Annotated in this window: 22 protein-coding genes; 3 read left to right on the top strand and 19 right to left on the bottom strand. The window is 56.3% G+C overall.

Annotated features, from left to right (window positions below; genetic code table 11):
* Nucleotides 1–359 precede the first annotated feature (359 nt).
* From ACOSDM_RS08625 to ACOSDM_RS08535, 19 genes are all read right to left on the bottom strand, one after another.
* Entirely contained in the window at nucleotides 360–1,394 is a 1,035-nt protein-coding gene (locus ACOSDM_RS08625) for a GNAT family acetyltransferase (RefSeq protein ID WP_420724095.1), read from the bottom strand.
* 9 nt (nucleotides 1,395–1,403) lie between these two features.
* Nucleotides 1,404–2,264: a 3-mercaptopyruvate sulfurtransferase gene (sseA, locus tag ACOSDM_RS08620; RefSeq protein WP_420724094.1), complete on the bottom strand. Its 861-nt coding sequence runs from the start codon at nucleotides 2,262–2,264 to the stop codon at nucleotides 1,404–1,406.
* A gap of 55 nt (nucleotides 2,265–2,319) precedes the next feature.
* The gene (locus tag ACOSDM_RS08615) at nucleotides 2,320–3,036 is read right to left on the bottom strand and encodes an alanyl-tRNA editing protein (protein ID WP_420724093.1); all 717 of its coding nucleotides are present in this window, start codon (nucleotides 3,034–3,036) and stop codon (nucleotides 2,320–2,322) included.
* A gap of 619 nt (nucleotides 3,037–3,655) precedes the next feature.
* Entirely contained in the window at nucleotides 3,656–4,657 is a 1,002-nt protein-coding gene (locus tag ACOSDM_RS08610) for a cysteine synthase A (RefSeq protein WP_420724092.1), read from the bottom strand.
* Nucleotides 4,658–4,713: 56 nt separating this feature from the next.
* A complete protein-coding gene (locus ACOSDM_RS08605; protein ID WP_420724091.1) occupies nucleotides 4,714–5,313 on the bottom strand; it encodes an NUDIX domain-containing protein in 600 nt (199 codons plus the stop codon).
* A gap of 8 nt (nucleotides 5,314–5,321) precedes the next feature.
* Nucleotides 5,322–6,626, bottom strand: coding sequence for an NAD(P)/FAD-dependent oxidoreductase (locus ACOSDM_RS08600; protein WP_420724090.1), 1,305 nt, complete (start codon nucleotides 6,624–6,626; stop codon nucleotides 5,322–5,324).
* Between the two features lie 77 nt (nucleotides 6,627–6,703).
* The gene (locus ACOSDM_RS08595; protein ID WP_420724089.1) at nucleotides 6,704–8,314 is read right to left on the bottom strand and encodes an NTP transferase domain-containing protein; all 1,611 of its coding nucleotides are present in this window, start codon (nucleotides 8,312–8,314) and stop codon (nucleotides 6,704–6,706) included.
* The gene (locus ACOSDM_RS08590; RefSeq protein WP_420724088.1) at nucleotides 8,314–9,006 is read right to left on the bottom strand and encodes an XdhC family protein; all 693 of its coding nucleotides are present in this window, start codon (nucleotides 9,004–9,006) and stop codon (nucleotides 8,314–8,316) included. Before ACOSDM_RS08590 ends, ACOSDM_RS08595 begins: the two co-directional genes overlap by 1 nt.
* 7 nt (nucleotides 9,007–9,013) lie before the next feature.
* The gene (locus ACOSDM_RS08585; protein WP_420724087.1) at nucleotides 9,014–9,337 is read right to left on the bottom strand and encodes an XdhC family protein; all 324 of its coding nucleotides are present in this window, start codon (nucleotides 9,335–9,337) and stop codon (nucleotides 9,014–9,016) included.
* Complete coding sequence (locus ACOSDM_RS08580; RefSeq protein ID WP_420724086.1) at nucleotides 9,334–10,593, bottom strand: vWA domain-containing protein; 1,260 nt, start codon at nucleotides 10,591–10,593, stop codon at nucleotides 9,334–9,336. The genes ACOSDM_RS08585 and ACOSDM_RS08580 overlap by 4 nt, the downstream gene beginning before the upstream one ends.
* Nucleotides 10,590–11,519: an AAA family ATPase gene (locus ACOSDM_RS08575; protein WP_420724085.1), complete on the bottom strand. Its 930-nt coding sequence runs from the start codon at nucleotides 11,517–11,519 to the stop codon at nucleotides 10,590–10,592. The genes ACOSDM_RS08580 and ACOSDM_RS08575 overlap by 4 nt, the downstream gene beginning before the upstream one ends.
* A gap of 92 nt (nucleotides 11,520–11,611) precedes the next feature.
* Nucleotides 11,612–12,007 carry a YdbL family protein gene (locus tag ACOSDM_RS08570; protein ID WP_420724084.1) on the bottom strand — a complete coding sequence of 132 codons (396 nt, stop codon included), beginning with the start codon at nucleotides 12,005–12,007 and terminating at the stop codon, nucleotides 11,612–11,614.
* Nucleotides 11,982–12,176: a YnbE family lipoprotein gene (locus ACOSDM_RS08565; protein ID WP_420724083.1), complete on the bottom strand. Its 195-nt coding sequence runs from the start codon at nucleotides 12,174–12,176 to the stop codon at nucleotides 11,982–11,984. Before ACOSDM_RS08565 ends, ACOSDM_RS08570 begins: the two co-directional genes overlap by 26 nt.
* Nucleotides 12,177–12,262: 86 nt before the next feature.
* A complete protein-coding gene (locus ACOSDM_RS08560) occupies nucleotides 12,263–15,244 on the bottom strand; it encodes an intermembrane phospholipid transport protein YdbH family protein (protein ID WP_420724082.1) in 2,982 nt (993 codons plus the stop codon).
* Nucleotides 15,241–16,095, bottom strand: coding sequence for a tetratricopeptide repeat protein (locus ACOSDM_RS08555; RefSeq protein ID WP_420724081.1), 855 nt, complete (start codon nucleotides 16,093–16,095; stop codon nucleotides 15,241–15,243). Before ACOSDM_RS08555 ends, ACOSDM_RS08560 begins: the two co-directional genes overlap by 4 nt.
* Before the next feature lie 133 nt (nucleotides 16,096–16,228).
* Nucleotides 16,229–17,017 (bottom strand): FAD binding domain-containing protein, encoded by a 789-nt coding sequence (locus tag ACOSDM_RS08550; RefSeq protein ID WP_420724080.1) that lies wholly within the window; start codon nucleotides 17,015–17,017, stop codon nucleotides 16,229–16,231.
* 30 nt (nucleotides 17,018–17,047) lie between these two features.
* Nucleotides 17,048–19,423 (bottom strand): xanthine dehydrogenase family protein molybdopterin-binding subunit, encoded by a 2,376-nt coding sequence (locus ACOSDM_RS08545; protein ID WP_420724079.1) that lies wholly within the window; start codon nucleotides 19,421–19,423, stop codon nucleotides 17,048–17,050.
* 114 nt (nucleotides 19,424–19,537) lie between these two features.
* Nucleotides 19,538–20,026 carry a (2Fe-2S)-binding protein gene (locus tag ACOSDM_RS08540; RefSeq protein WP_420724078.1) on the bottom strand — a complete coding sequence of 163 codons (489 nt, stop codon included), beginning with the start codon at nucleotides 20,024–20,026 and terminating at the stop codon, nucleotides 19,538–19,540.
* 163 nt (nucleotides 20,027–20,189) lie between these two features.
* Nucleotides 20,190–20,981 carry an SRPBCC domain-containing protein gene (locus ACOSDM_RS08535; RefSeq protein ID WP_420724077.1) on the bottom strand — a complete coding sequence of 264 codons (792 nt, stop codon included), beginning with the start codon at nucleotides 20,979–20,981 and terminating at the stop codon, nucleotides 20,190–20,192.
* Between the two features lie 117 nt (nucleotides 20,982–21,098).
* Here ACOSDM_RS08535 and ACOSDM_RS08530 point away from each other — a divergent pair, with 117 nt between their 5' ends.
* Genes ACOSDM_RS08530 through ACOSDM_RS08520 form a run of 3 tightly spaced genes read left to right on the top strand, consistent with a single transcriptional unit; the run spans nucleotide 21,099 to nucleotide 24,544 of the window.
* Entirely contained in the window at nucleotides 21,099–21,614 is a 516-nt protein-coding gene (locus tag ACOSDM_RS08530; protein WP_420724076.1) for a Panacea domain-containing protein, read from the top strand.
* Nucleotides 21,615–21,665: 51 nt separating this feature from the next.
* Nucleotides 21,666–22,994 carry an MFS transporter gene (locus ACOSDM_RS08525; RefSeq protein ID WP_420724075.1) on the top strand — a complete coding sequence of 443 codons (1,329 nt, stop codon included), beginning with the start codon at nucleotides 21,666–21,668 and terminating at the stop codon, nucleotides 22,992–22,994.
* A 59-nt stretch (nucleotides 22,995–23,053) separates the two neighbouring features.
* Nucleotides 23,054–24,544 (top strand): sodium:proton antiporter, encoded by a 1,491-nt coding sequence (locus ACOSDM_RS08520; protein ID WP_420724074.1) that lies wholly within the window; start codon nucleotides 23,054–23,056, stop codon nucleotides 24,542–24,544.
* The last annotated feature ends 35 nt before the right edge of the window (nucleotides 24,545–24,579 follow it).

Raw genomic sequence — 24,579 nt, 5'->3', positions numbered from 1 at the left:
TGAGAGTTTGACGATTTTTGAACCGCGAAGGCGGCTATTCAGGCAGTATTGCCTGCCGCCCTGGACCTCGTATCGGGTCTGGGGTGACGCTGTCGCCTATAACTGCACACTCACCCTGAGGAGCGTAGCGTCTCGAAGGGGGAGCCCACTGTAATAAGCACCATACTTACAGAGCATCCTTCGAGACGGCGCTATCGCGCCTCCTCAGGATGAGAGTTTGACGATTTGTGAATCGCGAAGGCGGCTATTCAGGCAGAAGCGCCTGCGGCCCTGGACCCCGGATCAGGGCCGGGGTGACGATGGAAAGGGAACCCAAAAGGCGCGGAGAAACGTAGGTGTTGCAAAGGCAATCACCCCCGTTATTCCCGCGAAGGCGGGTATCCAGGGCTTAGGATGCGGACGGATTTGGGGATGTGGCCTTTGGCGACCGGGTCTGAGGTTTGTATATGGATTTGATCCACCACCTCAAACCCGGCGCGCTGATACCCGCTGAGTGCCTTTGGATGGTCCAGCGTGCAGGTATTGACCGTCAGGCGCTTTGGCGCGGGATTGCGGTTCCAGGCGCAATCAATGCCCCATTCCAACAGGTAAGGCCCCAGCCCGTGGCCGATAAACTCGGGCAGGAGCCCGAAATAAGCAACTTCTGCCTTGTCTGGCATGGCGCGAAAGTCCAATTCGACAAAGCCGGCCGGAACCCCGCCCATGGTCAACACATACAGTTCAACCTTTGGGTCCTGGACAATCTCGGCGATGGCTTCATCAGGCATCACGCGGCGTTCCCACCACAGCCATGGATCGCCCACCGTGTGCTGTAAATAGCGATAGAAGGATACGGTTGGATTGTGCACGCGCTGTAATGATAGTGGCTTGGGGGTTACCGGGGCTGGCCGAGGCGGGCGTTGCGGGGCCTGGGTCATTTCCAGATAAGTGATTGTCACATCCAGCTTGCGCGACGGGGCAGCCTCCGGATTCTGGGCGGGGGGCTCAATCAGCCATTTCGACATCATCGCGCGTGGTTCCTGGACGTAATCCAGGGAGGCATATAGATCGATAACCTTTTTATTGTCTGCCCGGATGATCAGCAGGATTTTTGGACAGCCCTTATGGCGCAACCAGTCTTCACCCTCTGTGATGATCTGGCGACCATAACCATTGCCCTGAAGGTCGGGGCGAACCGCGACATAATACAGCCAGCCCCGATGGCCATCGAACCCGGCCATAACACTGGCGATAATGGCGCCATTGAATTCACCAATCAGGACGGTCGATGCGCTGTGTTTCAACGCCATTTCCATATCCTGCGCGGGATCATTCCAGGGGCGCGTCAGGCCACAGGCCTTCCACAGGTTCACAACATGGGGAATATCCGCAAGCGTACAGGGTCGTGTTTTCATGATACTTCTTCAGGAGTCGGATGGATTGGTGATGGGGGTATCGCTGCGCGTGCCCCATTCGGACCAGGATCCATCATAGACCGCAGCGCTCTCATCACCCAGAAGATGCAGTCCCAGTGCCAGAACACAGGCGGAAACGCCGGATCCACAGCTTGTCACAACCTTGTCGCGCCCCAACTTGATCCCGGCCTTGTCAAAGGCGGATTGCAATCCGTGAACACTGATCATTTTCTTTGTATCGGCATCCACCAAGTTGGAGAAGGGAAGATTCAGCGAACCCGGAATATGACCTGATCGTGTGCCGGGGCGCGGTTCTGGTGCGCTGCCATTAAAGCGATTGGCAGCCCGTGCATCCAAAACCACTTCTGTCCCCCCCTCCAGATTGGCTTGAACCTCTGCCACGCGCCGCAACAGGTTCGGGCGGAAGTCCGCTGTAAACTGGGTTGGCTGAGCGACTGGGGCAGGGCCGGATTCGGTTGCGTATCCCATTGCCATCCAGGCAGGCAAACCGCCATCCAGGACAGAAACTTTATCATGGCCGAACAATCGAAACAGCCACCAGGGGCGGGCAGATGAGAATATGCCATAGCTGTCATAGCACACGACATGGCTGTCATTGGAAATGCCAAGTGCCCCCATCATGTCGCCAAAGGCCTCCGGGCTGGGAACCATATGGGGCAGGGGATCCGATGCATCAGACACGCCATCAACATCAAAGAACCGCGCCCCTGGAATTCGGCGCTCCAGATATTCAGCCTTCGCATCCCGCTGAACCGTGGGCAGATGATAGGTTGCATCCACAACAATCACATCAGGGTCGGACAGGGCACCCTTCAACCATTGGGCGGAAACGAGCGGAAAATGTGACATGATTTATGGCTTTCAATGGTTAGGGATCATCAAGGCAGCAACAGTCCTAGCGTATTTATGCTTCAAGATGAATGTTCACGCGGCGGTTTTTCGCCCCTTTATTCTCAATCTTCCCAATGCGCAGGGGCCCAATTTCCCCGGTATGGGCGATATGGGTGCCGCCACAAGGTTGCAGATCGACCGCTTCCCCGACCTTGACCAGACGAATGCGGCCCGCATTGCGGGGCGGCTGCACGGACATGGTGCGCACCAGTTCGGGGTTGGCGTCCAGTTCCGTATCGCTGATCCATAGTGTTTGCAGAGGATGATCCTGTGCAATCAGGTCATTTAACTGCGCGGTCAGCGCGTCCTTGTCCAGCGTGTGTTCGCCGACATCGAAATCCAGGCGGCTTTTGTCTTCCCCAACCTGACCGCCGGTCACGCCACAGGGGACAAGCGCGCATAGCAGATGCATTGCCGTGTGCATCTTCATCAACCGATAGCGTCGGTCCCAATCGATCTCGGCAACGACTTTTGTGCCAATAGGGGGCAGAGTCTGGCCTTCTTCCGGGATATGCAGAATATCCCCATCGGCCTGAATGGTTGTCCCGATGCGAATGGCCCCGCCGTCAAAGGTTAAGGTGCCGCTGTCGCCGGGTTGTCCGCCGCCTGTATAGTAAAAGACCGTGCGATCCAGAACCAGCGCGCCGCGATCCGTGATTTCCACGACCGTGGCGTCGCATGATTTCAGATAGGAATCGTCGCGATAAAGTTCTTCCGTCCGGTCCGTCATGGTTTCCACCCGATATTATCAACCTGTTTCCCAAGCCTAGTCATGGGGCCAGAGAATGCCACCCTGATTTTCGTGAAAGCGGATGATTTCGGAAATGAAGCGTTACCCCGCACTGGATAACCCATCGGCACGAGTATGACTGAGGTGACTGGTGAAGATCAACCGCAGAGGGTGCAAAGGATGCGAAGAAATCGGGACGGGTGTATGCAATTGCGCACCACCCTCATCCTGAGGAGGCGCACCGCGCCGTCTCGAAGGAGGGGCTGTAAGTCAGATGCGTCCAGCAAGCTCACCCTTCGAGACGCTTCGCTCCTCAGGGTGAGAGTGCTTTTATCGATATCTTCGTCATCCCGGACTTGATCCGGGATCCAGGGCGGCAAGCTCGATTTGTGCGTTGGCCCTCATGACGACATCTGAGCCCCCGCCCTTCTCTCATAATAAGGAGGCACCGCAAGTCTGGTTCACCCATCAGGCTCCCCTTCGAGACGCTTCGCTCCTCAGGATGCGGGTGCTGTTTGCATAATCTTCACCCCCGGACATGATTCGGGGGCCAGGAGCGGCAGGTGGAACGTCCCCTATGCGGCCCTGGACGGGATGAACGGAGGCCTTCAACCTTTCCTTACAGCCAGTCCGGCGCGGGAAGACCTTTTTCGCTCAGGAAAGTCGGGTTCCAGACCTTACCCATATAGCGATGGCCCCAATCACACAGGATCGTGACGATGGTATGGCCCGGCCCCAGGTCCTTTGCCAGACGGATTGCGCCCGCGATATTCACGCCGGTCGACAGGCCCATGCACAGGCCTTCTTCTTTCAACAGACGGTGCACGATGGGCAGGGCTTCGGCATCTGTGATCTTATAGGCATCATCGAATACCGCGCCATCGATATTGCCAGTGATCCGGCCCTGGCCAATGCCTTCCGCGATGGAGCCGCCGTCTTCCGCCTTCAATTCACCGGTCTTGATCCAGTTATACATTGCCGCCCCCATCGGATCGGCGGCAGCGATTTTGATATCCTTGTTTTTGCTCTTCAGAAACAGGCTCATCCCTGCAAGGGTGCCGCCAGTTCCCATGGCACAGGAAAAACCGTCGATCTTTCCCTGGGTCTGTTCCCAGATTTCCGGGCCGGTAGAGCGGATATGCGCTTCCCGATTGGACAGGTTATCCCATTGGTTGGCATAAATCGCGCCATGCGGTTCGGTCGCCTTGCGTTCTTCGGCAATGCGCTGCGCGGTATGAACATAGTTGCGCGGATCTTTGAAAGGAACGGCGATATTTTCCACCAGCTCTGCGCCCAGCAGACGCAGGGCGTCTTTCTTTTCCTGGCTCTGTGTTTCCGGGATCACGATCAGCGTGCGATATCCACGGGAATTTCCGACACTGGCCAGGCCGATGCCCGTATTGCCCGCGGTTCCTTCGACAATCAACCCGCCTGGTTCCAATTCGCCGCGTTCTTCCGCATCCAGGATGATGTATTTCGCTGCACGATCTTTCACGGATCCACCGGGATTGAGAAATTCCGCCTTACCCAGAATGGTGCAGCCTGTTTCTTCAGACGCACGTTTCAGTTTAATCAGCGGTGTATTGCCCACGGCATCGGTGAAATCGCTGCGGAATGTCATTATCCGGATCCTTTGTGTGAATTCCTAAATACCCTCTCAGAAGAATGGTAAATAGGTTAATGCCAGTCTTGACGCAAGACCTGACGCCGCGATTCAAACAGCAAAAGCGCCAGCGCTGTCATCGCATTCCGGATCCGATTGTCATGCACCATGGCGATTGCTTCACCGGCGGGGACGGCGAAAACCCGGATATCTTCGCCTTCATCTGCCATGCCGTGAAGGCCGCCCAATTGCGTGAAATCAGCACAACCGGCATACATGGCGATAGATTCGGAACTGCCGCCGGGCGTCATGTAATGTTTGCCCAGATAGTCTAATGCGCTGATTGTCAGGCCGGTTTCTTCCAATGATTCCCGTCGCGCAACATCTTCCAGCGTTTCATTCGCATCAATTATGCCTGCCACGACCTCAATCAGCCAGGGATCAGGATCTCCTGCCGCATAGGCACCCGGACGGAATTGCTCAATCAAGGCTATTTCATCGCGTATGGGATCATAGGGGACGATACAGACGGCGTGACCCCGCTCAAAAACTTCGCGGCTGATCCGGGGACCCATGCCGCCTTTGAATTGACTGTGGCGCAGATGATAGCGGCTGACCTGGAAATAGCCCTTGAAGGGGATTTCCCGCAGGATCAGCTCTACCATCCGCGCCATTTTTACCCTTAACCCAGCACAGAGAAGGTGCTGTCTTTGTTGATTTCCCGCCGACGGGAGAAGAATCCCAGATTCAGATCGCGATTGGTATAGTCCATGTGGAAAATCACGGGGTCCTTGTCATGATCCTGACCGTTCTGATCCTTGTGGATCAGTTCCGCCATCATTTTCCCGGCAACAGGCGCGTTCTTGTACTGATTGCCTGATGATCCAATCGCCATATAGAAGCCGGGCACCTGGGATTTGTCATAGATCGGGATCCAGTCGTCAGAGACATCGTAGAGCTCTGTAATGCCCTTCATAACGCTTGGAATGCCCAGCGAGGGGATGCGCTGTGCGACCCGCAAGGCCTGAATGCGCCATTGTTCACTGAAGTTGCGGTCCCAATTGTCCGGATCGACCTCGATCTGGGTGTCACAGGGAGGATCTTCCGACCCGATCAGCAGGAAATTGCCTTTTTCAGGTCGGGTGTAACAGGCGATGTCGCTGTCTGAGGTGACAAACCCATTCTCATACCAGCCTTCGACTGGCATTGGGACATGGGTGACTTCCTGTTTCAGGGCGCGGGTTTTCACATTCATATCATCCAGCGCACCGGCCATGGCATTCACCTTGGCGGAATGAGGACCGGCAACATTGACCAGGATGGGCGCATCAATCTGGCTGCCATCCTTTAAGGTGATACCAGCAATCGAACCGTCTGAATTCTTCCTGATTTCAGTGATTTCCGCATTGAACCTAAAGCTACCCCCCAGCTTTTCAGCGGCTTTGCGAATGTTCTGTGCAGACAGTTGCGGATCGTTGATATAGCCGCCCTTGGGGAAGAAAACCGCCCCACCGACGTCGCCGCCTGTCGGTTCCCCAAAACCATCCTGGTCGGGTCGCTTGGGCGGATGAAAGCAGTTCAGGTCGTAATGGGGCATTTTTTTGCGGATGTCGTCATTGGTCCATTCCTCATAAGGAACGCCAATTTCATCGGCGATGCTCATGGCTTTTTTCATAAAGCCGTTTTCTTCGACCTTCATCACCATGGTGCCGGTCTCATGGAAATAGGCCAGGTCTTCGCCATCATCCAGGCCCAGATAGGCCTGCCAGTTCTTCCAGTAATAATACCCTTCATAAGCCAGGGCGGAGCCATCGACGGTGGAATAATAGGTGCGAATAATGGCGCAGGAGCCAGAGGTTGATCCATATCCTGCCGCAGGCAGCTTATCGATATTAACGGTCTTGTATCCCTTGCGGGTCAGTTCCAATCCAACAGCGGCCCCGATAACGCCCGCCCCAATTACAATCGCATCAAATTGCTCAGCCATACTGCACCCATTCTCGCTAGAAGATTTTAAGATGCGCGACTATGACACCGGCAAGGGGCCCGTCTCAAGCGACTTTTCTAACGATTTTGCGCCATATTTAGGGCTTCAGGCGTGTCCAGGTCCAACAATACACCGGGGTCATCGACGGCAATCTCTACGACCTGATCTTCATAGGCACCGATCAGCGACTTCGCCCCGGTATCGCCGGATAAGTCCATGATCTCGGTAAAAAACCGTCGTGCAAAAAGGACCGGATTGCCGCGCTTTCCCTGATGGACAGGAACACAGATTGCACGCCCTTCCGTGGGGTCAAAGGCGGCGATCAGGCGGTTCAGGGTTTCGGTCTTCACCCGGGGCATATCCCCCAGGCAGATCAGAACCCCATCCACCGATTCCGGCAGGGCGGCGATACCGCGCTTTACTGTTTCCGCCAGTCCGTTGGCATAGGCAGGACTGTCTGCGAAGGATACCGCTAGGTCCGAAACAGAGGCCCGGACCCGATCGGCCTGATGTCCGGTTACGACGGTGATTCCGTCGATCTGTGATGCTGACAGCGCTTCCAGGGAATGGCGCAGCATCGGCTTTCCGTCCAAATCTTCCAGTAATTTATTGGCGCTGCCCATGCGGCGGGACTGTCCGGCCGCCAGCATCAGACCCGCAATGCGCGGCGTTTGGCTGGTGGGTTTTGTCGCGCCAGCTTCTGCACGGGGCAGGGGCCGCACGGGGATTTCCTTCAGAAACCCACCAGATCCCATCGCCATGATACCGGATCCGTCGACCGGAACGCCCGCAACCAATCGTTCCAGAACCCAATCATAACCATTGGGCTTGGGGGAGCGGACACAGCCCGGCGCGCCGATAACAGGTACATCGCCTATCCGCCCCAGCAGCAGCAAGTTGCCCGGATCGACGGGCATGCCAAAATGCTCAATCTCTCCGCCACATCGCGTGATAGCCGCGGGAATCACATCGCGACGGTCAACAATCGCCGATGCCCCGACAATGGTGATGAGTGCAACATTTTCCGCAACCATCGCGGTCAGGGCGATCGTCAGGTCTTGTTCATCATGGGCACAGCGGGCAGGGGCTATTTGCGTGGTGCCAAGGCTTGCAGCCCGTGCCGACATGATCTGATCGGTCTTATCCAGAACACTGGGTTTCACGCCGGGCAGGACGGTTTGAATAAGGCCGATGGAAAGCGGTTGGAACGGCTGGATGTTAAAGATCGGGGCTTCGGGACACGCGCTCTTTAACGCCGCATTGGGCACGCCAAAGGGAATAATCTTGGCCGTGGCGACCATCTGACGTGCAGAAACCCGACTATAGGGGGGCAGGGCCGCAAAGGTTATGCCCTCATCCACTCGGTTCAGCGAATCCAGCTGCGCGGCGTCATAAACCAGAATACCATCCTGTTGCGCAATCAGGTTCACCCGCCCGGTAAAGGCGGAACTGCGGCTCAAACCATGGCCGGTTGCAGCCTTTGCCAGGCTGTCTGCAGCAGCATCTTCCGCCACATCCTGTGCATCCAGGCGACAGACAGTGACCGTTTCAATGCCGGCCTGCTGCAGGGCTGCTGCATCATCTGAGGTCAGCAAATGCCCCTTTTTCAGGGCACGCCCAGGCAACCGGATAGAATGGGCCAGGATGGCGCCTGCCGCTGTATTTGAGGGAACCGGACCAAATTCCATCAGCCCCCCTTGGGCCCCCGCAGGGCCAGGGTCATTTTCGCCAGGATGGAAACCGCGATCTCAGCCGGGGAAACCGCGCCGATATTTAATCCGATGGGTCCGTCAATACCGGCGATGGCATCTGGATCACTTCCGCTTTGCTTCAGTCGTTCTGCGCGGGCGGTAGCGGTCTTTTTGCTGCCCAATGCGCCAATATAGAAGGCGTCTGATTTCAGGGCGACGGCCAGGGCCGGATCATCCAGTTTCGGATCATGGGTCAGGGCCACGATTGCGGTGCGGCGGTCCGGCTTTTGGGCGATCATGACCTCTTCCGGCCAGTCCTGAATGACGTTAACGCCGGGGAACCGGGCCTCGCTGGCCCAGGCACCGCGCGGATCGATCACAGTCACCGCATAGCCCGCCAGCGTCGCCATAGGCACCAGGGCCTGGGCAATATGTACCGCGCCAATAACGATCAGCCGCAGCGGCGGGTTAAAGATTTGCAGGAAATATCCATCCACCGTGCGGGACTTATCCTGGCGCAGACAGTCATCGGCGGCGGTCTTCAGCGCGGTGTCGGGCACTAAATCCCCGGCGACAACCTCTCCCTTGACGATCAATGCCTGTGCACCATCCGCCAGATGAGTAATCAGCACGGTTGGCAGAACGGCATCGCGGGCGGCTTGTAACTGTTCCAGGACGGATCGTTTCATGGCGGCGTTAGGCCTCCAACTTTTCGACGAAAACCCGCACCGTGCCGCCGCAAGCCAGTCCAACCTCCCAAGCCATAGCATCCGATACGCCAAACTCCATCAGCTTAGGCACGCCGCTATCCATAATATCCAGCGCTTCGGTCACCACAGCCCCTTCGATACAGCCACCCGATACGGAGCCTTCGAAGCCAGCCTCTTCATTGACCACCAATTGACTGCCCGCCGGGCGAGGGGACGACCCCCAGGTCTCCACAACCGTCGCCAGGGCCACTTTAAGCCCCCGGTCCTGCCATTCCTTGGCCTGGGTTAAGGGGTCGATTGGATCACTCATGCCGCCATCTCCTTCCATCGCGCCAGGTTTTGCGCCGGGGTTTCCTTGCTTAAAGCATCTGCCAGTTTTTCAAGGGAGTCCAGATTGTGGATGGGGCGGAAGCTGTCGACATTTCGGATCATCGCCTTGGCCCCGCTTGCCTTGGGGGAATACCCATCCCAGCGCAACAGCGGGTTCAGCCAGATCAACTGGCGACAGGATTTATGCAGGCGTTCCATTTCTGCTTCCAGACCTTTTGCGCCATCTCTGTCCAGGCCATCTGTGATCAGCAGTACGATCGGTCCCTGTGTCATCACCCGGCGGGACCAGATGCGGTTGAATTCGGCCAGGGTGACGCCGATGCGGGTGCCGCCTGCCCAATCCTCCACCTGCGCAGCACATTGATCGATGGCGACATCAGGGTCCTTGCGCCGCATGGTGCGGGTGATGTTGGTCAGTCTGGTACCGAACAGAAAGCTGGAAACCCGGTCCCGATCATTGGTCAGCGCATGGATGAAATGCAGCATCATGCGGGCATAGCGGTCCATTGATCCGGAAATGTCGCACAGAATGACCAGGGGCGGCACCCGGCGGCGACGCTTGCGCATGCTCAATTGCGCCAGGTCCCCTCCGGTTCGGGCGGCCCGGCGCAGGGTGGCGCGCAAATCGGTCCGCCGCCCCTTGGGGTCTGCGTAGAACCGCCGTGTCGCCACTGGATTAAACGCCAATCGCATGCGGGTGATCGCCTTGCGGGCGGCCTCCATTTCCGCCGTATTCATCTTCTCAAAGTCCTTTTCTGTCAGGACTTCCTTGCGGGAGAATGTCAGGCTGGCATCAATGTCGAATTCTTCATCCTCGTCTTCGTCCGCATCATTTTCCGGGGCAGGGGGACGTTCCTTTGACAATGCTTCTGCCAGACGGGTCGACATTTCCGCCTTTTCCGGTTGCTGTTCGCCCTTCATGGCGGGCAACAGCATCGCCATAGCCTTTTCCAGCAGGTTCGGGTTCTTCCAGAAAAAGTGAAACGCCTGATCGAAGATTTCCCGCTGATCGCGGCGATTGACGAATATGGCATGCAGGGTCCAGTAGAAATCTGTCCTGCTGTCGACGCCAACGGTGCTGACGGCTTCAATCGCGTCCAGCACTTTTCCAGGACCCACAGGCAGGCCCGCAGCCCGCAGCACGCGCCCGAAATGCATGATGTTTTCAGCCAGTCGACCGCCATCGGCATGGCCCAGAACCAGATTGGCAACAGGTTGATGCGCCTGATCCGTCACGCCGCATAGCCCGCCTGGGCGAGTTCGACCTTCGCCTCTTCCAGAATGCGGGCGGCTTCTGACCCGCGCAGGCGGGCGATATCGTCCTGATATTTCAACAGCGCACCCAGGGTATCGTTTATTGTGTCTGGATCCAGCGCCAGACGGTCCAACTGTGTCAGCGCCTGGGCCCAGTCGATGGTTTCCGCGACACCGGGCAGTTTGAACAGGTCCAAGGTCCGGATTTTCTGAACAAAGGCGACGATCTGGCGGCTCAGGGCCTCTGGTGCTTCCGGGGCTTTCAGGGCCAGGATGGCCAATTCCCGCGCGGCGTCTGGATAATCGACCCAATAATAGAAACAGCGCCGCTTGATCGCGTCATGGATTTCACGGGTGCGGTTAGAGGTCAGGACAACCAGCGGCGGCTCTTCGGCCTTTACCGTGCCAAATTCCGGGACGGTGACCTGAAAATCGGACAGGACTTCCAACAAGAATGCCTCGAAAGGTTCATCTGTACGATCCAATTCGTCAATCAGCAGAACCGGGGCCTTACCTTTCTTTGCGGATTCCAAGGCTTGCAGGATAGGTCGCTTGATCAGGAATCGCTCTGAAAACAGGTCCGCCTCCAACGCGGCGCGATCCCCGCTGCCCGATGCCTCTGACAGGCGGATTTCCATCATCTGGCGGGCATAATTCCATTCATACACGGCTGAGGCGATGTCCAACCCTTCATAGCATTGTAGGCGTATCAGGGGACGGTCCAATGTCTCGGACAAGACCTTCGCAATCTCCGTCTTTCCAGTTCCAGCTTCGCCTTCCAGGAAAAGGGGCCGATGCAGCTTTAAGGACAGAAACAGCGCGGTCGACAGGGAACGATCTGCTACATAGCGCCCGTCAGACAGCATTTTCTGTGTTTCATCAACAGATTGGGGAAGGGTGCCAGACATAAAACCTCACGTAATATAGAACCAGTACCCTACGATATAGGGTTCCGGGCATACGCCTCAACCGATTTGATGGTCCCAGATAGCCGTGCGGGTTATTTCTGAACCCAGCCACTTTCGGTCAGGAACCACCAGCCGCTGGGGGCCTTGTCATAGATGGCCTTGGCATAAATGACCTGGATTGCAGTGATGTCCACGCCCTGCTCATTCGCCTTGGATTGGTAGAATTCTTTGCGCTTGGCATTGATGGAGGCGACAAGCTGTTGGACATCGCCCCCTGCGCCCTCGCGCACAACGGCATAGCCATCATAGCGCTCTCCCACCGTGCCAGCAGATCGCGGACCGTCCAGCGAATCAGCGGCCAGCGCATTTGGCAATTGGGCAAACAGCAGGGTTCCGGCAAACATCAGGGCTGCGAAGGCAACCATCGCAGAGCGGCGAGACCAAAGCGCAGCGGGTCGGGCGTTAGAATATTGGATTTTGCTTAACATCTTCTTGCGCCTCTTTGATCAGCCGTAAGCGGACATCGGCGTCCAGCTTGACGTTTAGATTAATGGTGATTGGCTCACGTGGAGCCTCCAATTGGACGGTCGGCGTGCAGGCCGATGCAAGCGATACGCTCAGCAGGGCGGCGGCAAGGCCAAATTTTCCGGGGGCCATAAACACGGGGTTTTTATCCGATCGTATGCAGTGACAATCTGTAAAGGGACTCTACAACTGATTTATAACTTTAGAAAAGGGCAAGATCAGGGCGATGGGAGCTTTGCTTTGTCAAGCACGGAGCCATACGCATCCATGAATGCCAGAAGAATACGAAATAAGTTCCTGAAATCACTTTCTAAATTGACATTAATGACGAATGGGTGCCCGTCCATCACTTCCGGGTTACGACCGCTCAGCGATAAGCCAATCGTTCCATTCTGTCCGGCGGGCAGCACAACTGTCGCCGTCAACCCATCGTAATGGAAGTCCTTCAGGGTCTGTGTCAGCAGTTGAACCTGCTCTTGATCACTCGCCAGCGCTTGATTGACGGTTTCATTGTCGATTTTCAAAACGCCGCCGCCTTCCGCTGCAAGACTGCCGTCTTTCAGGATGACATCCCCACCTGTGACACGCACCGGTATCAGACCGGAAATTGTCCCCGTTCCTTCAACACCCTCTATTTCCAAGTGCTTCAGGGCGGTGGACAGGTTAACACGGCGCAGGCGCAGAGTGCCGTTCAAGCTGACCTGGGCAGGATCCAGTTGCGTGTCGATCAGTGCGAACTGCCCCCCGAAAAGATCCAAGGTGGCTTCTTTGATATGAACAAGGCGCGCATCATCCACGGAAAAGGCAATTGTGCTGGGCATTTCCGGCAGTCCAGGCGCTATGGCAGTGCCGGTCAGAACTTGCTGGCCCTGCGTCGCGCCAGGATGGGCCATGTCGAACCGCAGCGTGCCATTGATGGCCTTTGCGCCCATTTCTGCATCCATGACACCGATGTCAGCCAAATTGACCGTCATTGTTCCGGATTGTCCGGCGGGGGAGTATTTTAAATCCAGCGCAGCATCAATTTGCCCGGTTACATTGGGCATCGCTTGATCCGCACCCAACAAGGACGGTGGCAGGATGTCCCCAAGCGTCAGGTTTTCCGCACCAAACTGTATCGGGGCCGTTTCCAGGGAAATATGACTATTGCCATCGCGCGTATGTTCCGCAGATAAACTGGTGGTCACGCGCCCTTCGGCCAGAGAGATCGGGCCATCGATGGATATGGTGCCATTCATGGCCTGGCTAATTGCCATGCTGGCGGTCATGCGCCCTGGCAGGATCGGTTTTCCGGCAAACAAAATACCCTCCGCCGACAGCGTGGCGGTTCCGGATTGGGTGCCATCTGATCGTCCGCCGATATCCAGGTGCAGAACAGCACGGCTGAGCCCGGCATTTCGTTCCGGGATTGTGACATCCACCGGACCCAGGGCCAGGGTTGCCGCGCCTTTCTGATAGCGCAGGGAGACCGGTTGCCGATCCAGGTTCAGGGAAAGCGGCGGATCGGCACCGGGAATGGCGAGGCTGAGCGCGCCAAGTCGGAACGCCCCCTGAACCGTCAGGCTGTTGAATGGGTCAGTAAAATCCATCCCTGCCGACATTGGATCGCGCCCCGCGACATCCAGGCGCAATTGCGGTGACAGGCGCACATCCCCCGTTCCGGTCAATCCGTCCAGTTTCAATTGACTGCCCCGATCAATGGTCATGTCCAACCCTGTTAAACCTTGGCGCAATCGGGCCGTGCCGGTGGATTTCAGGGCAGCAGATCGGGCCCATATTGGTGGCAGGATATCCCCATAAACCGTCACATCCGCCTGATAGGGGATATCAAAAGCGGGATGCGTTAATGGATCAGACAGCAGCAGCGGCAGGATGATATCCAGGTGGCCGGTTTCAAGATGGCCGGTAATCTGACGCGGCAGATCAAGGCCCCGTACCATATCGATGCTGGCGGTTGTGATGGACAGTGTATCGGGCGTGAAACTGTCGTTTAAGCTCAGGCTTTCCGGTGTGATCTGGGCTGAAAACGGCCCTAGGGCGAAACTGGCATCCAGAGCAAAGTCGGTGGCCCAGCCGCCGCCCGCATCGGGTCTGAGAACCAGGGCGGGCATTTCTTCTTTCTGGGTGACAGTAATTTGTGGATTGCCATCCCCATAAGTCTTCAAGCTGTCGGGCAGGGACTGACGCAGAGGGCCAGGAATTGGCCCGCTGTCAATTTCAATCGGGGTTGGTAGGCGGACCTGGGCGCGCCCACCTTCAATCATTAACCGTGCAAGGCCGTCTTCAAGAGTAAGAAGGGACCAATCATCGGGTTTGATTGTTGCGCCGGACCAGGCAATCTCTGCAGATCCTGTCAATGCCGCCATCAGACCGGGCAGGCCCATTTCTTCAATCTGGGCCATATTCAGGGGGCCACTGGACAGGGCCAGACTGGCCGTTGTTCGACCCGTTGCAGCCTGAATGGCAGGCAGGAAGGGCAGCCAATGGCCCAGTGACAAATCCAGTGTGGTATCGGCGACCAATCCACGGGGACCGGCTGTAACCGTCGCCAGAAGCGCGCTTTGGCTGTCTGGCGCATTCAGGCGGGCATCCAGGGTCATTGGCATCAGGGAAGGCGCATTCTCAAGCACCATCGCCAGACTGCCGCTTAACAGTTGCGGGCCAATCGGGGTCGTTGCCTGAATTTGTATGCCAGAAACATCAATGCGCCGAATGGGTATCTGGGGCAGGGTGCTATCCGACTGCGTGGATGACTGGGGGGTGAACAGCGCTTCCAGTCCCTGTATTTCTGTGCCGCCCGTATCGGTCACATGAATATCGGCGCGCAGATCCGCCAAGGATATGGAATTCAGATAGACCCCATCGGTCAGGGATAAATTGGGGGTCAATTGCAGGGTCGCAATGCTGGGGCCATTCAAAACAGCAATATTTTCAATCGTTACGTCTGATAATTCTATTTGTGTGATGTTCAGTGTAACGGGTTGATCTAAATAAGATTCCAGGACCTTTGGCAGGATCGCATTCGCGATGGGCAACCGAAACAACCAGCCCAATCCTATTAATAGACACAGGACGACAAGCACGATCAGGGCCGTCCTTAATCCCCGCCCCAACCAATACAGCAGGCCGGGACCCGGTGGTGGTTCCTCCTCCACCAGCCGTTCGCCAACTTTCAATTCATTTTCGGGGGTCGGGGTCATGGACGAGCCATCGGTCCACCGATGCGGCAGCCCGCCTGCAGGCATTGTTTCAGCGCGGCTTCCAGTTCGGGGGAGAATTTCCCGTCAATCGGTCCCTGATAATATCCAGCGGCCATAAGATACGTTTGAAACCGTTGCGCGGCACGGGGATCTTGCCCTGCCAGCACCTGATAGGTTTGCAGGGCGCCATCGATATCACCGGATTCTGCCTGCGCAGCAGCAAAGACGACCTGATCGGTCTGTGCCTGTTGACCACCATCGATCAAGCTGATGGCACGGGGTCCATCCCGCAGCGTTTTATCCGGTACAACCGACAGCATCCAAGCCAGGGAGCGTCGCGCCGCTGTGTTGGTCGGATCGAACTTCAGGGCGGTCTCCAGGTCCTTCAGGGCTGCTGCATATTCCTTGTTGGCAAACAAGGCCAGGGCGCGATTGGCATAAGGTTCTGCGATTAAGGGTTCTAATCCTGCCGCCACGCTGAAATCCAGAATGGCGCGATAGGGCTCGTCCCTGGATAAAAGCACCGTGCCGCGCTGAATATAGGCCTGATAAAAATAGGGATCGTAATCCAGCGCCGTGTCCAGATCTGTCATTGCGGCCTCCAAGGCGCCAGTTTGCGCCAGGGCCATTCCCCGATTGAAATGCGTCACGGCGTAATCCGACAGGTTGGTATAGACGGCCCCTTCAATCAGGCTGCCACAGGCGCTGAGGCGTACTTCTGCCGCCGTGTCCGCTGCCCGACAAAGAACTTCCCGCTGGGCAACTGTCTGCGCAACGCTTTGGGCGGTCGCATGTGTGCTGGCAATCACCCACACAGTCAGGAAGAGAAGGAAAAACCGGTAAGGCTGCATGGTAAGGATCCAGTGGATATGTCCATCCAGGTACTTTGCCGACCTATGCAGAAAAAAGAAAGGGCTGGAAAAGGAACGGCCCCGCCGCGTATCACCGAAGCAGGGCCGCTTTACATCAAGTTTGTCGATTGGATTAACCCGCCGCCGCAACAGCGCGTTTGGCCATAACCCCAATCAAATGCTTGCGATAGGCTGCGGATGCGTGAATGTCGGCATTCAGATCGCCTTCATTAATGCTACTGCTGTCAGGGGTTTTGCCAGCGGCAATCTGGTCTTCGATCTCTGTCGACCGGAAAACACCACCCTGCCCAGCGCCGGTGATTGCAACCCGGGGCCCATCGGATGTCTTGGCATAAAAAACGCCTACCAGGGCATAGCGAGAGGCCGGGTTGTCGAATTTGGCATAGGCAGCCGCCTGCGGAACCGGGAAGCGGATAGAAGTGATGATCTCATCCTCTTCAAGCGCGGTTTCAAACATGCCGGTGAAAAAATTGTCCGCTGACAATTCCCGCTTGGTGGTGACAATCGTCGCCCCAAGCGCCAGAGCAGCGGCAGGATAATCCGCTGCTGGATCATTATTGGCCAGTGAGCCCCCAATCGTGCCGCGATTGCGCACTTGCGCATCACCGATATTACCAGCCAACGCGGCTAGGGCTGGGATTGCCTTTTGGACATCCGCAGAATTTGCAACGGCGGCATGGGTCGTCATAGCCCCGATGGTAACCGTTGACCCCTCAGAGGATATTCCAACCAGATCCCGACATCCCCGCAAGGAGATGACATCCGTGGGGGAGGCAAGCCGTTGCTTCATTGTCGGCAGCAGGGTTTGGCCCCCCGCCAGGATCTTTGGATCATCCGCCGAGCCCATTGCCTGTGCTGCATCCGCAACAGAACTGGGCTTGTGATAGGAAAATTCGTACATGATTGTCTTCCTTTCTTATCCGCGCCGGGCTTATTCGGCCGCGGCAGGCATGGAGGCGGCCTGAATTGCCTGCCAGATTTTCTGCGGTGTTGCGGGCATGGAGATATCCTCTACCCCAAGCTCATGCAGGGCGTCCAGAACAGCGTTGATAACCGCTGGCGGGGACCCGATGGCACCAACTTCCCCGCACCCTTTAACGCCCAATGAGTTATGGGCGCATAGTGTGGATTCGGTCGTAGCCACAAAATTCGGCAGATTATCCGCGCGAGGCATGCAGTAATCCATGTAGGAGCCCGATGTGAGCTGTCCATTGTCATCATATTCACAGGCTTCCAGCAGGGCCTGGCCGATACCCTGGGCCAAACCGCCATGGATCTGTCCTTCGACGATCATTGGATTGATGACCCGTCCGACATCATCAACAGCGGTCATGTTAATCACCTCAATCGTGCCGGTATCCGGATCGATTTCCACTTCGCAGATATGGCATCCACCTGGATAGGTGAAGTTCATCGGGTCATAGAAGGCATTTTCTTCCAGACCCGGCTCCAGCGTTTCATGGGGATAGTTGTGGGGCACATAGGCGGTCAATGCGACCGTCCCGAAATCAACTTCCTTATCCGTGCCCGCAACCGTGAATTTGCCATCCTTGAATTCAACATCCTCGGGGGAGGCTTCCATCAGATGAGCGGCGATTTTGCTGGCCTTATCCACGACCTTGCCCAAAGCCTTCATGATGGCCTCGCCGCCGACCGCGAGAGAGCGGGAGCCGTATGTTCCCATCCCAAATGCGATACGGTTCGTATCCCCGTGTTCAATATTGATATTTTCTAAGGGGATACCAAGGGTTTCCGAAACCAGTTGTGCAAAGGTTGTTTCGTGTCCCTGACCATGGCTGTGGGACCCGGTATAGATCGAAACCGATCCCGTCGGGTGCACGCGGACATTGGCCGATTCGAAAAGTCCAGCGCGGGCTCCGAGTGATCCAACCACCGCCGAAGGGGCGATACCACAGGCTTCCAGATAGGTGGAGATTCCTATGCCACGCAGTTTACCGCGTTTGGCGGCCTCTGCCTTGCGTTGGGGGAAGTCATTCCATTTCGACAGTTCCATCGCCTTTTTCAGGGTCGCCTCGTAATCGCCGCTGTCATATTGCAGGGCAACTGGTGTCTGATAGGGGAAGGCATCGGCGGGGATGAAGTTCTTTTGCCGAATGGCAACCTGATCCATGCCCAGTTGCTTGGCAGCCTTGGTCACCAAACGCTCCAGCAGATAGGTTGCTTCGGGGCGACCGGCACCGCGATAGGCATCGACGGGCACGGTGTTGGTGAAGATCGCCTTCACATTGACGTAGATCTTGGGCGTTGTATAGACGCCCGCCAACAATGTGGCATACAGATATGTCGGTACACAGGTTGCGAAAGTGGAAAGATAGGCCCCCATATTCGCCTTTGTATAAACCTTCAACCCCAGGAATTTACCGTCCGCATCCAGCGCCAGGTCGGCATGAGAGATATGGTCGCGACCATGCGCATCCGACAGGAAGCTTTCGGACCGTTCCGCCGTCCATTTGATCGGGCGACGGACTTTTCCAGCAGCCCAGGTGACAATCGCTTCTTCGGCATAATGATAAATCTTCGATCCGAATCCGCCACCGACATCCGGGGCGACAACGCGCAATTTATGTTCTGGCAATTGCAGCACGAATGCGCCCATCAACAGCCGGATCACATGTGGATTCTGGCTGGTGGTGTACAGGGTATATTCGCCGGTGCCTTTGTTATAATCCCCAACGGCTGCACGGGGTTCCATCGCATTTGGAACAAGGCGGTTGTTGGTTAGATCAATAGAGACAACATGGGCGGCATTCTTAAATTCCGCATCCACTTCGGCTTCGTCGCCCAATTCCCAGTCATAGCACATATTGTTGGGCGCAGCGTCGTCATGAACCAGTGGCGCGCCGGGGGCGATGGCTTTTTCGGTATTGGTGACGGCAGGCAACTCCTCATAATCGACTTCGATCAGTTCTGCCGCATCTTTTGCCTGGGAATAGGTCTCAGCGATAATAACAGCGACCTGATCGCCGACATGGCGGACCTTGCCCTGTGCCAGGGCAGGGTGGAACGGCTCGTTCATTGGGCTGCCGTCTTTATTGTTCACGCCCCAGCCGCACGGGATGGACCCAACCTGCATATCCTCGCCCGTGAAGACCGCGACAACGCCCGGGGCAGTTTTTGCCGCTGCGGTATCAATGCCCTTGATCTTGGCATGCGCATGCGGGCTGCGCAGGATGTACGCGTAGGTTTGATTGGGTTGATTGATGTCGTCCGTGTAATTGCCGCGTCCGGTTAAAAAGCGGAAATCCTCTTTGCGCTTCACAGAGGCGCCGATCCCAGTAGCACTCATGACGTTTCTCCCTTGGGTGATCCCGACGATACGGGACTGCCTGTTTGCTGCGCCGGAACATTTATGCCGTTCTCTTTTGGCGCGCGAATAGTCCTAACGCTCCTCTTTCTGCGGCTACTCTGCGGCAGCCTTTTGACCTTTCATCGCGGCCGCGCCGGCGGCAATGGATTTCACGATGTTATGATAGCCGGTACAGCGGCAGATATTGCCTTCCAGCCAGTCGCGGATTTCATGTTCGGATGGGGACGGGTTGTTGTTCACAAGGTCAATCGCGCTCATCACCATCCCTGGCGTACAGAAACCGCATTGCAGACCGTGATTGTCCCGGAAGGCTTCCTGCATCGGGTGCAGCACATCTTCATTCCCAGCCAGACCTTCAATGGTCGTGACAGTTGATCCATCGGCTTCTATGGCCAGCATGGCGCAGGATTTAACCGAAGCCCCATCGACATGAACAACACAGGCCCCGCATTGGCTGGTGTCACAGCCAACATGCGTTCCCGTCAGATGAAGATTCTCACGGATGAATTGGACAAGCAGAGTCCGGGGCTCAACAGTGCCAGAAACCTGCTTTCCGTTCACCGTCATTGAAACGGATGGCATAGATTAGTCCTCCCTTATGACGTGATATGCATGGCGATAAAGAGCCATGTTCTTACCAATGAGTGTGGAACTGACAGCGCGTGCGGTCAAGTCCGGTTGCACCCACAATCCTGTGAATTCATGATGACAGGCTGCCCCCTGGGGAAATGTTATCGATGAACCCCTAATTCCCCGCGCCAGGCATCGGGGCTTCGCCACCAAAAACCAGGGACAGGCCCAACATGACCAGAACCAGGATCATGATCCATTGCATTGGCGTCAGCCCCCAGCGCTTGGCGGTTTGTTTATGCACCGCGTCGACGGCTGCGCGTTTCGCCTCTGCCTTGATCGCATCCCGATCAACAGGCGTTTCCTTTGGCGCAGGGCGGGGGGGCTGTTCCGCTTCCGATTGATGCGTTTCGGGTTCAGGCGATGGGGCAGATTCTGCCGGTTCTGCGGGGGCTTCCGGTGTGGTGTCTGCAGGTGTGTCCGAAGCAGCAGGGGCTGCCGGTGCCGCAGAAGCCGCCCCTGAATCGCGTTCCTGCGCAATGACGACAAATTTATCGAAGAAATCTGTCGCATATTTCTTGGCTGTTGAATCAACCAGGCGCGCGCCGATCTGTGCCAGTTTTCCACCAACCTGGGCATTCACTTTATAGGTCAGGATTGTATCGCTGCCCTCTTCAACCAGGTTTACATCGGCGCCCCCTTTCGCAAAGCCCGCTGCGCCGCCTTTGCCTTCCCCAACGATGGTGTAGCTTTCCGGCGCATTCACATTCTCCAGGCGAACGGCCCCTTTGAAGGTTGCGCTGACCGGGCCGACTTTTGCTTTGACGGTGGCTTCAAAGCCGCCTTCTTCGGTGCGGTCCAGGGATTGGCAGCCCGCGATACAGGCTTTCAGGACTTCCGGATCGTTCAGCGCTTCCCAAACGGTTTCACGCGCCGCTGGAATGCGATACTCGCCAGTCATTTCCATTAGATAATCCCTTTCATTTCGTCGCGTTCATTCGATTCAGGTATCAATATCGCCACTTGGCACTCGATTTGCTATACCAATTCAGAACAGATTTGAAAATCGGGAGACGAAATAGGCATGACTGTACCGATTGTTTCGTCCGCGCTGGACGTGGCGTTATGGTTCTTTGACCAATCGCGCCGCGATGATCTGCATTTGCCGGCGCAAAAGCTGCAACGTCTGTTGTGGATCACTCAGGCCCTGTATGCGGCGGAAAACCATGGACGGATGTTCATGCCTGCCACCTTTGTTGCGGAAGAAACCGGCCCGACGGAACCAACAGTCTTTCATGCCTTCGAAGACAGCCGCCCGCCCATTATGATGCGCAAGCTGGTGCCTGTCGCGGATAATTTCCTAAATCGCATCTGGCGGAAATATGGCCACCATTCCGCCGACTATCTGAATCGTATGATGACCCATAACGATGTTTATCGCCGTGCCTATCGCAAGGAAGCGGGAACCGTCATACCATTTGAACAGATCGCCCAGCACTTTACACAAAAGCCGGAGCCCAAAGCTCAGGTCAAAACCTCCGACGGGCGGATCCTGCGAAAATGGATGCCCTCTGCAAAGCCCGTTCTGCGACAGGGATAATGTCGCAGGGAGCCAGCTAAGACTTTCCCAGACATGATTTGATTGTTTACAGTGCGGGCATGGGCGCACCATTCTGGAGTCTGCCCTGCTATTGAGGAGTTTCGTATGCCCGGAGTCTTCGGGTCTTTCTTTGCACTGTTGGCAAGCATTGCGCTTTTGTACGGTGGCAACACCCTGATGGGGACATTGCTGCCGGTGCGGGCAGGACAGGAAGGCTTTAGCGCAATATTCGTCGGGGGCATGGGGACTGGCTATTTCATCGGGTTTATTCTGGGGTGCCAGTTGACGCCCTGGCTGGTGCGCCGGGTCGGGCATATCCGGGCCTTCGGGGCGATGGCCGCCATCGCTGCCAGCAGCAGCCTGTGTTTCATCCTGTTTCTGAACCCCGTCGCCTGGATCGGTTTCAGGTTCATCTATGGTGTTGTTGGTGCCGGCCTGATCATGGTCGTGGAAAGCTGGCTGAATGAACGGGCAGGGGCCAGCAATCGCGGTCGGGTGCTGGCACTATACACCCTGTGCTATATCGGCGCCCAAATTGCCAGTCAGCAGCTCTTTATTTTTATTCCCGCGAAAGATTCCACGCTGTTTATGGTCGCATCGATTGTGGTGTGCCTGTCATTGGTCCCCATCGCGCTGACCACTTCACAGACACCAGCCCCCCTGCGGACCGCTAAACTAAAAATGGGACCTTTATATAGAACGTCCCCTGTTGCGACATTAGGGTGTTTGGGGGTTGGGCTTGCCAATGGTGCTTTTTGGAGCCTGTCACCCCTTTATGCTCAGGGGATCGGATTATCGACCCAGACGGTCGGGATGTTCATCACCGCTGTAATTCTGGGCAATGCGGTCCTGCAATGGCCGATCGGTTGGCTGTCGGATAAGCTGGATCGCCGTATACCCGTCCTGATTTGTTTCTTCGGCGCGGCGACGTTGGGACTTGCGCTGTCCTTTATCAATGGTGTCGTTCTGACCCTGGCCGTGGCGGCTGTCTATGGCGCATTCGCACAGTCAATTTATGCCATTCTTGTCGCCCATGCCGGGGATCGAGCGGAACCAGAAGATTTTGTGTCCACCAGTGGTGGCTTGCTGTTGCTGTATGGGGTTGGTGCCTTGATCGGGGCCCTGCCTGCGGCAACCCTGATGGATTTGTTTGATTATCACTCCCTGTTCTGGTGGACAGCAGCGGTGCATGGCGGCATGGGCTGTTACATCCTGTTTCGGATGCGTCAACGCCCGGGGCGGATCGAACCATCCGGCGAAGGCTTTCAGCCGGTGCCAAAATCTACCCCCGCGGCCGTTGAATTGGATCCCCGCGCCGATTCTTCACCCAGCCTTGAAGAGGAAGATGCAGAGCGGGAAGCGGCATCCCGGTCGACTTGATCTATTGGAACAAGGGTATTAGACACAAAGACCATCACATAAGCGCCTGACAGGGGGGCGTGACCAGAAACAACGGTCCAGAGGGTATGAATGCGGTGCTGATTTCAAACAGGATTGGTCTATCAACGATTGGCGGCGCTGCCGTTTATCTTCTGACGGCGTTTATCGGGCCGGCCTTTGCGGCGGGTGAAGGGGTACCGCATTTGAACGGTGCGGATTTACAGCTTCTTTGGATTGTTCCCTTTGTTGGGATTCTGTTGTCAATCGCACTATTCCCATTGGTTGCGCCGAATATCTGGCATCATAATTTTGGCAAGATTTCCGCCTTCTGGGCGCTGTTGTTCCTGATTCCATTTACGATCTTCTATGGCTTTGAATTGGCCTTGTTTGAGCTGGTCCATGTCATGTCCCTGGAATACATCCCCTTTATCATCCTGCTGTTATCCTTGTTCACGGTTGCGGGCGGCGTGCGGGTGAAAGGGTATCTGCAAGGGGCGCCAATTGTGAATGTGGGGATCTTGTTGATTGGCACATTCATCGCCAGCATCATGGGGACAACCGGGGCGGCGATGCTGCTGATCCGGCCCTTGATCCGGGCAAATGAAACCCGCAAACATCAGGTCCATACTGTTGTTTTCTTTATCTTTCTGGTTGCCAATATCGGCGGGTCCTTAACGCCTTTAGGGGACCCACCCCTGTTTTTGGGTTTTCTGAAGGGGGTCTCTTTCTTCTGGCCGACTGTCCATATGTTCCTGCCCATGGTCGTAGCGGCCAGCATTCTGTTGGTTGGTTATTTCTTTGTTGATAGCTATCTGTATCGCAAGGAACAGAAGGAAGGGTTGCATGTGGAAACCCCGGCTGAGGAAGATCGCCATCCGATCCGGTTGGAAGGGGGGATCAATATCCTGCTATTGGCCGGTGTTGTCGCCTCTGTGCTGATTTCCGGAATTTGGAAGCCGGGCATTGATTTCGAAATTTATCATGTGACCATTGATTTGCAGAGCCTCGTTCGGGACGTCGCCCTGCTGGGCCTGGCTGTTTTGTCCTGGATTCTGACATCCCGGCAAAGCCGCGAAGCCAATGGCTTTAGCTGGTTTCCCATTCTGGAAGTCGCAAAGCTGTTCGCAGGAATATTCATCACAATCATCCCCGCAATTGCTATTCTGAAGGCAGGGACTGCGGGCGCATTGGAACCGGTCGTATCGCTGGTCACCCATAACGGGGAACCTGTGAATACGATGTATTTCTGGGCTACGGGAGTCCTGTCCAGCTTCCTAGATAATGCGCCGACCTATCTTGTATTCTTCAATACCGCAGGTGGCGACCCGGAGGCCCTGATGGGACCGATGGCGAATACGTTGCTGGCAATTTCCGCCGGGGCGGTCTTCATGGGGGCCAATACCTATATCGGGAATGCCCCGAACTTCATGGTCCGGTCTATTGCAGAAGAGCGCGGGATTCCAATGCCCAGTTTCTTTGGGTATATGCTGTGGTCGGGCCTGATCCTGCTGCCGATATTCGGGCTGATCACCATTCTGTTCTTTGTCTAAATAAGACCAGACTGGCGGTGCGACAGCAGTACGGT

Origin of the sequence: Hwanghaeella sp. LZ110 (assembly GCF_048892525.1) — a bacterium.
Classification (GTDB): domain Bacteria; phylum Pseudomonadota; class Alphaproteobacteria; order UBA8366; family Aestuariispiraceae; genus Pacificispira.
The sequence above is the reverse complement of the archived record's forward strand: the minus strand, read 5'-3'. Positions and strand labels throughout refer to the sequence as shown.